At 67.8% G+C, this 13,505-nt stretch carries 11 protein-coding genes; 1 reads left to right on the forward strand and 10 read right to left on the reverse strand.

Going from position 1 to position 13,505, the window contains the following annotated elements; translation table 11 throughout:
* Window positions 1–528 precede the first annotated feature (528 nt).
* The 10 genes from ABDW59_RS12430 to polA all read right to left on the reverse strand — a co-directional run bounded on the left by ABDW59_RS12430 (window position 529) and on the right by polA (window position 12,903).
* On the reverse strand, window positions 529–2,037 hold the full coding sequence (locus ABDW59_RS12430; RefSeq protein WP_343630147.1) for a tripartite tricarboxylate transporter permease: 1,509 nt from the start codon (window positions 2,035–2,037) through the stop codon (window positions 529–531).
* A gap of 10 nt (window positions 2,038–2,047) precedes the next feature.
* Window positions 2,048–2,515 (reverse strand): tripartite tricarboxylate transporter TctB family protein, encoded by a 468-nt coding sequence (locus tag ABDW59_RS12435; protein ID WP_343630148.1) that lies wholly within the window; start codon window positions 2,513–2,515, stop codon window positions 2,048–2,050.
* 153 nt (window positions 2,516–2,668) lie between these two features.
* Window positions 2,669–4,393, reverse strand: coding sequence for a GspE/PulE family protein (locus ABDW59_RS12440; RefSeq protein WP_343630254.1), 1,725 nt, complete (start codon window positions 4,391–4,393; stop codon window positions 2,669–2,671).
* 218 nt (window positions 4,394–4,611) lie between these two features.
* A complete protein-coding gene (locus tag ABDW59_RS12445) occupies window positions 4,612–5,412 on the reverse strand; it encodes a spermidine synthase (RefSeq protein ID WP_343630149.1) in 801 nt (266 codons plus the stop codon).
* 15 nt (window positions 5,413–5,427) lie between these two features.
* Window positions 5,428–5,898, reverse strand: coding sequence for a DNA-deoxyinosine glycosylase (locus tag ABDW59_RS12450; RefSeq protein WP_343630255.1), 471 nt, complete (start codon window positions 5,896–5,898; stop codon window positions 5,428–5,430).
* 66 nt (window positions 5,899–5,964) lie between these two features.
* Window positions 5,965–6,783: a TatD family hydrolase gene (locus tag ABDW59_RS12455; RefSeq protein ID WP_343630150.1), complete on the reverse strand. Its 819-nt coding sequence runs from the start codon at window positions 6,781–6,783 to the stop codon at window positions 5,965–5,967.
* A 47-nt stretch (window positions 6,784–6,830) separates the two neighbouring features.
* Window positions 6,831–7,721: a formyltetrahydrofolate deformylase gene (gene purU / locus ABDW59_RS12460; protein ID WP_343630151.1), complete on the reverse strand. Its 891-nt coding sequence runs from the start codon at window positions 7,719–7,721 to the stop codon at window positions 6,831–6,833.
* Window positions 7,722–7,887: 166 nt separating this feature from the next.
* Entirely contained in the window at window positions 7,888–8,607 is a 720-nt protein-coding gene (locus ABDW59_RS12465) for an ATP-binding cassette domain-containing protein (RefSeq protein ID WP_343630152.1), read from the reverse strand.
* A complete protein-coding gene (locus ABDW59_RS12470; RefSeq protein ID WP_343630153.1) occupies window positions 8,600–9,859 on the reverse strand; it encodes a lipoprotein-releasing ABC transporter permease subunit in 1,260 nt (419 codons plus the stop codon). The genes ABDW59_RS12465 and ABDW59_RS12470 overlap by 8 nt, the downstream gene beginning before the upstream one ends.
* Before the next feature lie 266 nt (window positions 9,860–10,125).
* Entirely contained in the window at window positions 10,126–12,903 is a 2,778-nt protein-coding gene (gene polA, locus ABDW59_RS12475) for a DNA polymerase I (RefSeq protein WP_343630154.1), read from the reverse strand.
* A gap of 192 nt (window positions 12,904–13,095) precedes the next feature.
* On the opposite strand from polA, the gene ABDW59_RS12480 reads away from it, so the two are divergent.
* Window positions 13,096–13,482: a hypothetical protein gene (locus ABDW59_RS12480; RefSeq protein ID WP_343630156.1), complete on the forward strand. Its 387-nt coding sequence runs from the start codon at window positions 13,096–13,098 to the stop codon at window positions 13,480–13,482.
* The last annotated feature ends 23 nt before the right edge of the window (window positions 13,483–13,505 follow it).

The following is a 13,505-nucleotide window of genomic DNA, read 5'->3' on the forward strand; positions in this document are numbered from 1 at the left end:
CTTTCATAGCTTCATTCATTTTCCGTGAGCATCTAGCGATTTAACCTTCTCAGGTCGCTCGTCCAGACGCCCACGCTTATCGGCTGTAAATTCTTAAAGAACATCGAAGCAGCTTTCGCCAGCTTCGCCGCGTCACCGACTTGTCGTCAGCAGCGCAGAAGCGAGATTATGATCGATTTCTTTCGAACTCGTCAAGCAGTCAGAGAAATTATTTTCATCGTCGACTGCGAGAATCTCGCCGCCAAGTAGACGCCAACCAAAACCGCGTCACCTGACTTCTCTCCGGCAGTTCCTCCGGGGAGCCGCTGCAAAACTGTTGTCTGTGCAGCGAAGACCGCGACTATAGCATCGCCTTTTCGCGGACCGCAAGAGTTGCGAGAGAAACTTTCAAGTCTGTCTCCGCGATTCGCACGAACTGCGGACAAGCCCTTGTTTCATATGAGCAGCCCTCCCCGTCGCCCTGCGCTGGGCCAATGAAAAGGGCCCGCCGAAGCGGGCCCTTGAACGGAGCGAGGAGCCGAAAGCCGATCAGTCGGCGTCCTGGAACGCTTCTTCGCGCTTGTTCTTGATAGAGGGCAGCGTGACGATCACCACCATCAGCGCCGCCGCGACCAGCAGCCCCGCGGACAACGGCCGCGTCATGAACGTGCTCCAGTCACCGCGCGACAGCAGCAGCGCCCGGCGCAGGTACTCTTCCATCATCGGGCCCAGGATGAAGCCCAACAGCAGCGGCGCGGGTTCGCAGCTCAGCTTGTAGAAGACGTAGCCCACCACCGCGAAGGCGGCCGTCATGAAGACGTCGAAGTTGTTGTTGTTCAGCGTGTAAGTGCCGATGCAGCAGAACACCGCGATCGCCGGGAACAGGAAGCGGTAGGGCACCGTCAGCAGCTTGATCCACATGCCGATCAGCGGCAGGTTCAGGATCACCAGCATCAGGTTGCCGATCCACATCGACGCGATCAGCCCCCAGAAGAGCTGCGGGTTGCTGGTCATGACCTGCGGACCCGGCTGGATGCCCTTGATCGTCATCGCGCCCACCATCAGCGCCATCACCGCGTTGGGCGGGATGCCCAGCGTCAGCATCGGGATGAAGGAGGTCTGCGCGCCGGCGTTGTTGGCCGACTCCGGTCCCGCCACGCCCTGGATCGCGCCCTTGCCGAAGCGCTCCGGCGTCTTGGACACCTTCTTCTCCAGCGTATAGGCCGCGAACGAGGCCAGCAGCGCGCCGCCGCCGGGCAGCACGCCCAGCACCGAGCCCAGCGTCGTGCCGCGCAGCACCGCCGGCCAGGCGTCATGGAAGTCCTGCTTGGTCGGCCACAGGCCCTTCACGTCCTTCGTGAACACCTCACGGTGCTCGGCCGGCTGGCCCAGGTTGGCGATGATCTCGCCGAAGCCGAAGATACCCATCGCGATGACGACGAAGTTGATGCCGTCGGTCAGCTCGGGGATGTCGAAGGAGAAGCGCGGGGTTCCGGAGATCACGTCGGTGTTGATCTGGCCGAGCAGCAAGCCCAGCACGATCATCGCGATCGCCTTGAGCAGCGAGCCCGAGGCCAGCACCACGGCGCCGATCAGGCCCAGCACCATCAGCGAGAAGTACTCGGCCGGGCCGAACTGGAAGGCCAGCTCGGTCAGCGGCGGCGCGAAGGCCGCGATGATGACCGTGCCCACGCAGCCCGCGAAGAACGAGCCCAGGCCCGCGGCGGCCAGCGCCGGACCGGCACGGCCCTTGCGGGCCATCTGGTAGCCGTCGATCGCGGTCACGACCGAGGACGACTCGCCCGGCACGTTGATCAGGATGGCGGTGGTGGAACCGCCGTACTGCGCGCCGTAATAGATACCGGCCAGCATGATCAGGGCGGGCGTCGCGTCCAGCGAGTAGATGGACGGGAGCAGCATCGCAATGGTCGCGACCGGGCCCAGGCCGGGCAGGACGCCGATCAGGGTGCCCAGGAAGCAGCCCAGCAGCGCGTAGCCCAGGTTTTGGAGGGTCATCGCCGTGGCGAAGCCCATCATCAGGTTGTCGATGAGTTCCATGCGTGTCTCCTCAGCCGCCCAGGAAGGTCGGCCACACCGGGATCACCAGCGACAGGCCCTTGATGAACACCGCCCAGCTGCCGACCGTCAGGATCACGCAGCTCAGCACCAGATCTCGCCAGCGGATCTCGTCACCCGCCAGCGAGGTGATGATGATCAGCAGCGGCAGCGTCACGGCCAGACCCAGACGGGGCAGCGCGAAGCCGAACACCACGATCGCGCCGACCACGATGGCCAGCGGCTTCCAGGCGATGTCGCCGATGGGTTGGCCGTCCGCGGACTCGATGGTCAGCGCCTTGAACGCCAGCACCGCGCCCAGCAGTCCGAGCAGCACGCCCAGACCGAACGGGAAATAACCAGGCCCGGGACGGGCGGAGGAGCCAAAGCTGTAGTTGCTGACCGAAGCCCACGCGAACGCGACGCCAACGACCAAGAACATCAGCCCTGACCAGAAGTCGCGTTGACTCTTGATCTTCATCGAGGGAACCCCTAGCGGCTTGAATTGCGGCGATTCTAGGAATGGGGTCCCCTTCGGGCTCTGTGGATATCACGTAATGACGTCGGACGCCATTCGCACGCGACATTCCACGAGCTTCACGTCGATCCCCGGCGTGTTAAGCCGCCGAGCCGCTCAAGCCTCCCAGGAGGGCGTGCTGCGCAGCACTTCGTCCATGGTGGTCAGGCCCTCGGCGACCTTCATCGCGCCGGCCAGTCGCAAGGGTCGCAGCCCCTCCTGCACCGCCAGCCGGCGCAGCGCCGTCATGTCGGTCACCGGATGCAGGTGCTTGCGGACGGTGTCGCTCAGCAGGAGCAGCTCGAACAACCCTGCCCGCCCCCGATAGCCGGTGTTGCGGCAGTCCAGGCAGCCGACCGGTTTGTAGGGCTTGACACCCCCGTTCAGGCGCCAGGGCTTGAGCATCTCGTTGAGCGTGTCCCGGGTGACGTCGGGATCGGGCTGTTTGCAGGCCGGGCACAGCGTGCGCACCAGGCGCTGCGCCAGCACCCCGATCACGGTGGCGTCGATCAGATAGTTCGGGACGCCCAGATCCACCATCCGCGTGATGGCCGAGGCCGAATCGTTGGTGTGCAGCGTCGAGAACACCAGGTGGCCGGTCAGCGAGGCCTGGATCGCCATCTCGGCGGTCTCCAGGTCGCGGATTTCGCCCACCATGATGATGTCCGGGTCCTGCCGCATCAGCGCGCGCAGGCCCTCGGCGAAGTTGAAGTCGATGACGGACTGGACCTGCGTCTGGTTGAACGCGGGCTCGATCATTTCGATCGGGTCCTCGACGGTGCAGACGTTGACCTCGTCGGTCGCCAAGCGCTTGAGCGTCGAGTACAGCGTCGAGGTCTTGCCGCTACCGGTCGGTCCGGTGACCAGGATGATCCCGTGCGGCCGCGCGGTGAGCCGGCCCCAGCGTTCCGCGTCGTGACCGGAGAAGCCCAGCTGAGACAGGTCCTTGACGGCGGTGTCCGGGTCGAAGATCCGCATCACCATCTTCTCGCCGAAGGCGGTGGGCAGCGTCGACAGCCGCATCTCCACCTCCTCGCCGGCGGGGTTGCGGGTCTTGATGCGGCCGTCCAGCGGGCGGCGCTTCTCGACCACGTCCATCCGTCCGAGCAGCTTGATGCGCGAGGTCATCGCCCCCATCACCGACGGCGGCAGCTGGTAGACCGTGTGCAGCACGCCATCGATGCGGAAGCGGATCACGCCCATGTCGCGGCGCGGCTCCAGGTGGATGTCACTGGCGCGCTGGTCGAAGGCGTACTGCCAGAGCCAGTCCACCACCTGCACGATGCCTTGGTCGTTGGCATCAAGCTGGCGATTGCTGCGGCCCAGCTCGACGAGCTGCTCGAAGCTGGCCTGCTGGCTGGTCTCCCCGCTCTTGGCGGCGGCCTTGACGGAACGCGCCAGCGTGAAGAACTCGGTGGTGAAGCGAGAGATCTCCTGCGGATTCGCCAGGACCAGCTTGACCCGCTTGCGGGTGTGCGACTCGATCTGCGGCACCCAGCTGGTGTCCAGCGGCTCGGCCGTGGCGACGGTGACCTCGTGCAACCCGACCAGGATGGGCAGGCAGCGACGGGCTTCCGCGTAGTTGGCCGACATCACGTCGGCGACGCGGCCCACGTCGACCTTGAGCGGATCGATGCGCACATACGGCAGCTTGAGCCGACCGGCCAGCCATTCGGTGAGCTGCTCGGCGTCGAGCGGCTTGCCGGTGGCGGTTCGCACCAGCCCGGCATTGCCCAGCCGCACCAGCGGATGCAGCGCGCTCTTGGCGACGCCGAAACGGCTCTCGGTGCGCTGCACCTGCTCGTCATCGACGACGCCGTCCTCGGCCAGCCAGCGCAGCATCTGATGCCAGTCGAGCTTGGTCGCCTCGCTTCCCGATCCCGATCCCGATCCCGATCCCGATCCTGATCCTGATCCCGACTTCGACGCCACGCCCGGCGTCGTGCTCGTGCCGGACGTTGTGGCCTGGCCCGAGGTCGATCCGGGCGCCGGAGGCGGCGTGGCCGCCGGCTTGAGCGTCGCGGGTCCTGCGTCGGCCTTGGTCGAGGAGCTCTTCATGGTCACTCGCGGATCTGGTTGATGATGTTCATCGGCAGCGGCCGGACCAGCTTGAGCCACTTGCGCGCCGGCAACTCGTGGCGCTGCTCGATGTGGGCAGCGCGCTGCTCCAGCACCTCGCGCGAGGGGACCTGCACGCCGCGCCCGGCCACCACGACGGTGTTGCCCTCGCGGGTCGGCGTCAGATGCCAGACCTGGTCGGAGCCGAAGACCTTGGCGATCCGCGCCGCGCTACGCGCGAAGCTGGCGCTGCGTCCGAACAGGTTGACCGTCACCAGCCCGCCGTCCGCCAGCACATGGCGGCAGTCGGCATAGAAGGCTTCGTCGTCCAGCACCGGCGCGGCAGCCTCGTGGTCGTACAGATCGATGTTGAGCACCTGCGCCGTGCCCCAGTTCGCCGCATCGGCGACCCACTGGCCCGCGTCCTCGTTGACGACGCGGAAGCGCTCATCGTCCTCGGGCAGGTGGAACCAGTGCCGGCAGGCGGCGATGACGGTGGGATTGATCTCGACCGCGGTGGTCTTCATCTTGAGCTGTTTGCGGCAGAAGCGCGACAGCGCCCCGGCGCCCAGCCCGAGCTGCACCGCGAGGCCCTGGTTGAGCTCGCGCGCATCGCGCCAGAGCATCCAGGCCATCATGCGCTGCACGTACTCGAGCTCCAGCTTCTCCGGCTTCTTGACCCGCATGGCGCCTTGCACCCAGATCGAGTCCAGGTGCAGAAAGCGCACGCCGTCGAACTCGCTCAGCGTGGCCTCGACCCAATCGATGGCCTTGCTCTTCTTCTTGTCCCGTTTGTCGCTCACGTGTGATTCCCGCCTTCATGGCTCGGCGAGCTGCCGCCAAGCCGCAAGCTTGGCATCGTAGGGCATCGTGTAGGCGGGACTGGAGCTGGGCAGGCTCAGGATGCGGTAACCAGCCGCAAGCGGGCCGAGCTGGCGCAGCCCGTAACGCGCCGCGGTGCCGCCGTTGAAGCCGATGGTGCGCAGCGCCGGCAGCTGGGCGATCAACCCGCCCAGGTCGCTGGCGAAGGGATTGCGGATGGCGCTGTCGAGGCTGCCCTCGCGCTCGGTCTCGGTGATCACGTCCCACACGGCGATGCGATGACGGCGCAGCGCGGCCAGCCGCTCGGGATAGGCCATCGCGACCAGGTCCAGGCCGAAGACCTCGCCCACCAGTCGCCAGAACTGGTTGCGCGGATGGCCGTAGTACTGGCTGGCCTTGAGCGAGGCCACGCCCGGGAAGCTGCCCAGCAACAGCCACTGGGCATCCGGCGCGTGAACCGGTGCCAGGCCTTGCCAGCGTGCGCCGAGCGTGTCCCGCGGCGCCTTGCCGTCGTCGTCGATCACGCAGTGGCCTCAGGCGCTCAAGGCCGCCAGTCGGGGCAGCGCGGCGATCGCATTGCGTCGCGTGGTCTCGGCGGCCTGCTCCGGCGTCCAGCCGCGCAGCTCGGCCAGCACGGCGCCGATGCGCGGCAGCTCGCCCGGTTCATTGCGCGAGGTCGCGCCCGCGGCGCGTTCCTCGGCGGTGCGGTAGAGCCAGTGCGGCGGAATGTCGGGGGCGTCGGTCTCGAGGACCAGCACCTCTTCCGGCAGCTCCTGCGCCAGCCGCCGGATCTGCAGCGAGCGCTCGAAGCTCAGCGTGCCGCCGAAGCCCAGCCGGAAGCCCAGCTCAATGAAGGCCTCGGCCTGCTGCCGGCTGCCGTTGAAGGCATGGCCGATGCCGCCGGTCGTCAGTCCCACCCGGCGCAGCCCGCCCAGCAGCTGGTCCGCGCTGCGCCGCACATGCAGGATCACCGGCAGGCCGTGTCGCTTGGCGAGCTTGAGCTGCGCCAGATAGAAGTGCTGCTGCGTCGCCGGATCCAGGTCCTTCACGAAGAAGTCCAAGCCGATCTCGCCGATGCCGACCAGGCGTGGGTCATCGCGATACTCGGTCAGCAGGCGGTCCAGCAGCGCGAGGTCCTCCTCGCGCGCATGCATCACGTAGAGCGGATGAATGCCCAGGGCATAGGCGAAGCCGTGCTCATGGGCGAGCGCCCTCACCCGCTCGAAGTTCCCCGCCACCACGGCCGGGATCACGATCTGCGACACGCCCGCCGCGCGCGCGCGCGCCACGACCGCGTCGCGGTCGGCGTCGAACTCCGCCGCGTCGAGGTGGCAGTGGGTGTCGGTCCACATGGCAGGCTCTGGCGATTCGCGCGCGGCGGACGGGAGCGGATCCGCGCTCAGCGGAAGACCACGGTGCGGTGACCGTTGAGCAGCACGCGGTGCTCCGCGTGCCACTGGATGGCGCGGGCCAGGGTCACGCACTCGGTGTCGCGGCCGATGGCCACGAGCTGATCGGGCGTCATGCTGTGGTCGATGCGGGCGACGTCCTGCTCGATGATCGGGCCCTCGTCCAGATCGGAGGTCACGTAATGCGCGGTCGCGCCGATCAGCTTGACCCCGCGCTCATGCGCCTGGTGATACGGGCGCGCGCCCTTGAAGCTGGGCAGGAAGCTGTGGTGGATGTTGATCGCGCGGCCCTCGAGGAACTCGCACATCTGCGGCGACAGGATCTGCATGTAGCGCGCCAGCACGACCAGGTCGATGCGCTGCTCCTCGATCAGCTCGCGGATCTTGCGTTCCTGCGCCTGCTTCTGCTCCTCGGTGGACTGCAGCAGCGGGAAGTGGTGGAACGGAATGTCGTGTGAGGCGGCCAGCTGATAGAAGTCGCGGTGATTCGAGACGATGGCCGGGATCTCGATGGCCAGGTGCCCGGTCCGGACGCGGAACAGCAGATCGTTCAGGCAGTGGCCGAGCTTGGACACCAGCAGCAGCACGCGGGTCTTGCGTCCGGTGTCGACCAGCTCCCAATCCATCTGCAGACGCTGGGCCAGCGGGGCGAAGACCTCGCGCAGGGAGCCGGCCGTGCGGGGCTGGGCGCATTCGAACTCGATGCGCATGAAGAAGCGGTGGTGGTCCGCGTCGCCGTGCTGGGCCGAGGTCAGGATGTTGCCGCCCTGCTCCAGCAGCAGGCCGGTCACGGCATGCACGATGCCGGCCTGATCCGGGCAGCTGAGCTTCAGGATGAAGCGGGTCGACGGGGTGTCCGGGGTACTGATGGCGGCGTTCATGGTGGAGCGCATCCTAAACGAGCGGCCACCGGTGATCGTCGCGGAGCCGCGCTCGCGAGGCGGGCGGCCCCTCGCGATCGGGCAACCCAGCCTCGGCGGACGTGGCGACCGAGGCGCCAAATCCCAGAGGGTCACGACTGCCGCGCTTGTCGCGCGGCCCGGCGCGTCAGTCCAGCGGTCGCAGCGCGCCGCCGACCAGGCGGCGCTGCTGCTCGCAGCGGCGCGCCAGGTCCTGGTCGTGGGTGACCATGACGAAGGCGGTGCCGTACTCGCGCGCCATCTCCAGCATCAGGTCGAAGACGGTGCCGGCCGTGGAGCGGTCCAGGTTCCCGGTGGGCTCGTCGGCCAGCACGCAGGCGGGCCGGGTCACCAGCGCACGGGCGATGGCCACGCGCTGACGTTCGCCGCCGGAGAGCTCGCCCGGGCGGTGGTCGACGCGCGCCGCCAGCCCCACGCGCGCCAGCACCTCGGCGGCGCGGGCGCGGGCCTGCTCCTGCGGCATGCGCCGGATGCGCAGCGGCATGGCGACGTTGTCGACCGCGCTGAATTCCGGCAGCAGGTGGTGGAACTGGTAGATGAAGCCCAGGTGCTGGTTGCGCCAGTCGCCGCGGGCCTTCTCGCCCAGGGAGCCGAGCTCGCGGCCCATCAATTCGACGCGGCCGGCGCTGGGCTTGTCCAGCCCGCCCAGCAGGTGCAGCAGCGTGCTCTTGCCCGAGCCCGAGGCGCCCAGCACGGCCAGGGTCTCGCCGGCCTTGACCGTCACGTCCAGGCCCTGGAAGACCTGCACGTCCAGCGGCCCCTCGACGAAGCGCTTGCCCAGGCCCAGCCCCTGCAGCACCACCTGTCCCGGCGGCACGGCGGGCGCGGTTGGCTTGATCTCATTCATAGCGCAGCGCCTCCGCCGGTTGGACGCGGCTGGCGCGCCAGCTCGGATACAGCGTGGCCACGAAGGCCAGGATCAACGAGATCACGGTGATGGGCACGATGTCGGCCCATTGCGGATCGCTGGGCATGTGGCTGATGACGTAGATGCTGGCGGGCAGGAAGGTGGTGTGCAGCAGGCGCTCGATGAAGGGGACGATCACGTCCAGGTTGTGCGCGACCAGCAGACCCAGACCGAGACCGCCGAAGGTGCCCATCACGCCGGACAGCGCGCCCTGGATCATGAACACGCCCATGATCGAGCGCGGACTGGCGCCCAAGGTGCGCAGGATGGCGATGTCGGCCTGCTTGTCGGTGACGGTCATCACCAGGGTCGAGACCAGGTTGAACGCGGCGACCGCGACGATCAGCGTCAGGATGATGCCCATCATGCGCTTCTCGACCTGGACGGCGTCGTACCAGTTGGCGTTGGTGCGGGTCCAGTCGCGGACGTAGATATCGGGGCCGAGCGCGTGCTGCAGCTGGGCGGCGACCTCGCGGGCCTGTTGCACATCGTGCAGGCGCAGCTGGACGCCACTGGGCGTGCCGGTGCGGAAGAGGCGGGCCGCGTCGCCGACGTGGATCAGGGCCAGGCCGCTGTCGTACTCGTAATGCCCAGCCTGGAAGACGCCGACCAGCGTGAACTGCCGCAGCGTGGGCAGCACGCCCAGCGGGGTCACCTGTCCGGCCGGGACCGCCAGCGTGATCTTGTCGCCGGTCTGCACCCCGAGCTGACGCGCCAGCTCGATGCCCAGGATCATGTTCCATTCGCCCGACTTCAATCGGTCCAGCAAACCGTCCTTGGCCAACTGCGCGGCGATCGGCGTCACCGCCGGCTCCAGCGCCGGATCGATGCCCCGCACGATCGCGCCGCGCATGTCCTCGCCTCGGGCAATCAGCGCCTGCGACGAAATGAAGGGCGCGGCGCCCGCGACCTGCGGGTTCTCCTTGGCCTTGGCGGCGACCGCCTGCCAGTCAGGCAGGCCCTCGCCGCTGTAGTTCATCAACTCGACGTGGGCGATGACGGACAGCATCCGCTCGCGGACCTCCTTCTGGAAGCCGTTCATCACCGACAAGACGATGATCAGCGCCGCGACGCCCAGCGCGATGCCGAACATCGACACGCCGGAAATGAAGGAGATGAAGCGGTTGCGGCGCCCCCCACGCCCGGCTCGCGTGTAGCGCCAGCCGATCTGCAACTCATAGGGCCAATTCATAGGGGGTGGATGCTAACCGCTCGCCTTGCGGGCTCGGCTTAGGTCGTGCTGATGCGGCGGGGGACCGAGCTTCGGCCATCCGGGGCGGGGGCCCCGGCGGCCGGCAGAGGCCGCGCCCCCAGAGCGCCAACTCACTCCGCTCACCTTCGGCTCGCTGCGTTCAGACAGACGGCGCTCAGTCAGATGACAAGGGCTCGGCCTCTGCCGGCCGCCGGGGCCCCCGCCCCTTCTGGCCTCATTGCACCGAGTCCCGCCCTTGGGTGCCGTCAGTGCGCCTCGTCCCAGTTGGCACCGACACCGACTTCCGCCAGCAGCGGCACCTTCAGCGCGGCAACGCCCGCCATCAGCGTCGGGATCTCGGACTTCACCCAATCCAGCTCCGCGTCGGGAACCTCGAAGACCAATTCGTCATGCACCTGCATGACGATGCGGGTCTGCTTGCCCTGCTCGTCCAGCGCCTGCTGGACCGCGATCATCGCCAGCTTGATCAGGTCGGCCGCCGTGCCCTGCATCGGCGCGTTGATGGCCTGACGCTCCGCGCCGCTGCGTCGTGGTCCGTTGCCCGAGTTGATCTCCGGCAGCCACAGGCGGCGCCCGAAGACCGTCTCGACGTAGCCCTTCTCCTTGGCGAATTGCTTGGTGTCGTCCATGTACTGGCGCACGCCGGCGAATCGGGTGAAGTAGCGGTCGATGTAGTCCTTGGCCGCCTTGTTCTCGATGCCCAGCGACTGCGCCAGCCCGAACGCACCCATGCCGTAGATCAGACCGAAGTTGATGGTCTTGGCGTAACGGCGCTGCTCCGGCGTCACCGCGTCCAGCTCGGCACCGAAGACCTCCGCGGCGGTCGCGCGGTGCACGTCCTGACCTTCCTGGAAGGCCTTGAGCAGGCCCGGGTCCCCGCTCATGTGCGCCATGATGCGCAGCTCGATCTGCGAGTAGTCCGCCGACACGATGTGATGCCCCGCCGGCGCGATGAAGGCCTCGCGGACCTTGCGGCCGTCGGCCGTGCGGATGGGGATGTTCTGCAGGTTGGGCTCGTTGCTGGACAGCCGGCCCGTCACCGCCACCGCCTGCGAGTAAGTCGTGTGCACGCGGCCGGTGCTGGCGTTGACCATCAGCGGCAGCTTGTCGGTATAGGTGCTCTTGAGCTTGGACAGCGCCCGGAACTCCAGGATCTTGGCCGGCAGCGGGAAGTCGGCCGACAGCTTCTCCAGCACCTCTTCATCCGTGGACGGCGCGCCCGTGGCGGTGCGCTTGACCACCGGCAGTCCCAGGCGGTTGAACAGGATCTCCCCGATCTGCTTGGGCGAGCCGATGTTGAAGGGCTGGCCCGCGATCTCATAAGCGGCCTGCTCGGCCGCGACCATGCGCTGGGCCAGCTCGGCGCTTTGCGCCTGCAGCTTGGCGGCGTCGATCAGCACGCCGGTGCGCTCGATGCGCGCCAGCAGCGCCGACACCGGCATCTCCACCTGCTCGTAGATGAACTTCAGGCCCGCGTCCGCTTCGAGACGCGGCATCAGCGTCTGGTGCACATGCAGGCACATCTCGGAGTCCTCGCAGGAGTACTCCGAGGCTTTCGCCACCTCGACCTGCGCGAACGGGATCTGGTGCGCGCCCTTGCCGCACAGGTCCTCGTAGCTCAGGCCCTTGCGGCCCAGCACGCGATCGGCCAGCGCCTCCAGGCCATGGCCGCGATGCGCCTCCAGCACGTAGCTCTCCAGCATGGTGTCGAAGGCCGTGCCCTGCACCGCGATGCCGTGATTGGCCAGCACGTGGGTGTCGTACTTGACGTTCTGCGCGACCTTCTTCTTCAGCGGATCCTCGAACCAGCCCTTGAGCTTGGTCAGCACCTCGTCCATCGGCAGTTGCTCGGGCGCGTCGGGGCCCTCGTGGCGCAGCGGGATGTAGGCGGCCTCGCCCGGCTTGACGCTGAAGCTGATGCCGACGACGCGCGCCTTCATCGGATCCAGCGAGTCGGTCTCGGTGTCGAAGGCGGCGAGCTCGGCGGCATGGAGCTTCTCGATCCAGGCGTCCAGACGCGCAAAGTCGATGATGGTCTCGTATTGCTTGTCCAGGGGGATCGCTGGCGGCTCGTGCTCGGCGAAGGCATCCACCTGGCGCGGGCCGCCCAGGTCGGCCTCGGCGGCCGCGTGCTTGGGCGCGGCGCCGCCCAGCTTGCTCTCCAGGTCCTTCTTCCAGGTCTTGAAGCCGTTGCGGGCGAAGAAGTCCAGCAGGCCGGCCTCGTCGACGGGATTGAAGGCCAGCGACTCCAGCGCGGGCCAGCCGCTGACGTGCAGGCACAGGTCGCAGTCCAGCTTGACGGTGACGAGCTTGCGGCCCATGGGCAGCCAGTCCAGCGCCTTGCGCAGGTTCTCGCCGGCCACGCCCTTGATCTTGTCCGCGTTGGCGATCACGCCATCCAGCGAGCCGTGCTCGCCGATCCACTTGGCCGCGGTCTTGGGGCCGACCTTCTCGACGCCGGGCACGTTGTCCACGGTGTCGCCCATCAGGGTCAGGTAATCGATGATGCGGTCGGGCGGGACGCCGAACTTGGCCAGCACGCCGGCCTCGTCCAGCTTCTCGTTGCTCATGGTGTTGATCAGCGAGACGTCCGGCGTCACCAGCTGCGCCAGGTCCTTGTCACCGGTGGAGATCACCACCTGATGCCCCGCCTGCGCGGCCACCCGCGACAGTGTGCCGATGCAGTCGTCCGCCTCGATGCCCGGCACCGTCAGCACCGGCCAGCCCAGCAGCTTCACCACTTCATGGATGGGATCGATCTGCGCGCGCAGGTCCTCGGGCATGGGCGCGCGCTGGGCCTTGTACTCCGGGTACCACTCGTCCCGGAAGGTCGGGCCGGAGGCGTCGAAGACGCAGGCCGCGTGCTCCGCGCCGTACTCGTCGCGCAGCTTCCTCAACATCGCCACCATGCCGTGGATGGCGCCGGTCGGCTGACCGTTGGGCCCACGCAGATCGGGCATGGCGTGGTACGCGCGGTAGAGATAGCTGGAACCGTCGACCAGCAGCATCAGGGGTTTGCTCATCCGCGCATTGTCGCAAGCCCGGACCGCTCGACCTGTCAGCAGAGGAGGAGTCCTCCCCCGCGCACCGCCCACGCTTGGCCCGCCAGGCTTTTCGCCTCGCCTGGGGGTTGTCAGCCGCAGGCCCCGCCTCCAGGGGGAAACGCCGCGACCGACGGGGGATTTCCCGGACGCGGGCATAGAATCGCCCCCACCATGAAAGCCACCCGCCTCGCCCCCCTGTCGAGCTTCATCGGCCTGGCCGCCTCCGCTCTGATCGCCCTGGCGATTCCGGTCGGCGCCGCCCAGGCGGCTGACGCGCCGCCCGCCGCGCCGGCTCCGGCTTCGGCATCGGCCGGTCCCGGCGCCTTCCGCGACGTGCCCGAGGTGAAGGTCGAGCAGCTCGTCAATGAGGACGGCAAGGTCCGCATCGAGGAGACCCGGGTGCGTGGCCTGACCCAGAAGGTCGTGGTCAAGAACAAGGACAGCAAGGCGCCCGAGTACGAGATCCTGCTCGGCGACACCGGTCGCGACATCCCCACCCGCCAGGGCTCCGACCGCGGCAACGCGGGTTCGCGCGTCTGGCGCATCTTCAATTTCTGATCGGCGCGGCCTGACCCGCTCGG

The sequence above is a fragment of the Roseateles sp. genome (genome assembly GCF_039595295.1).
Lineage (GTDB): Bacteria > Pseudomonadota > Gammaproteobacteria > Burkholderiales > Burkholderiaceae_C > Roseateles.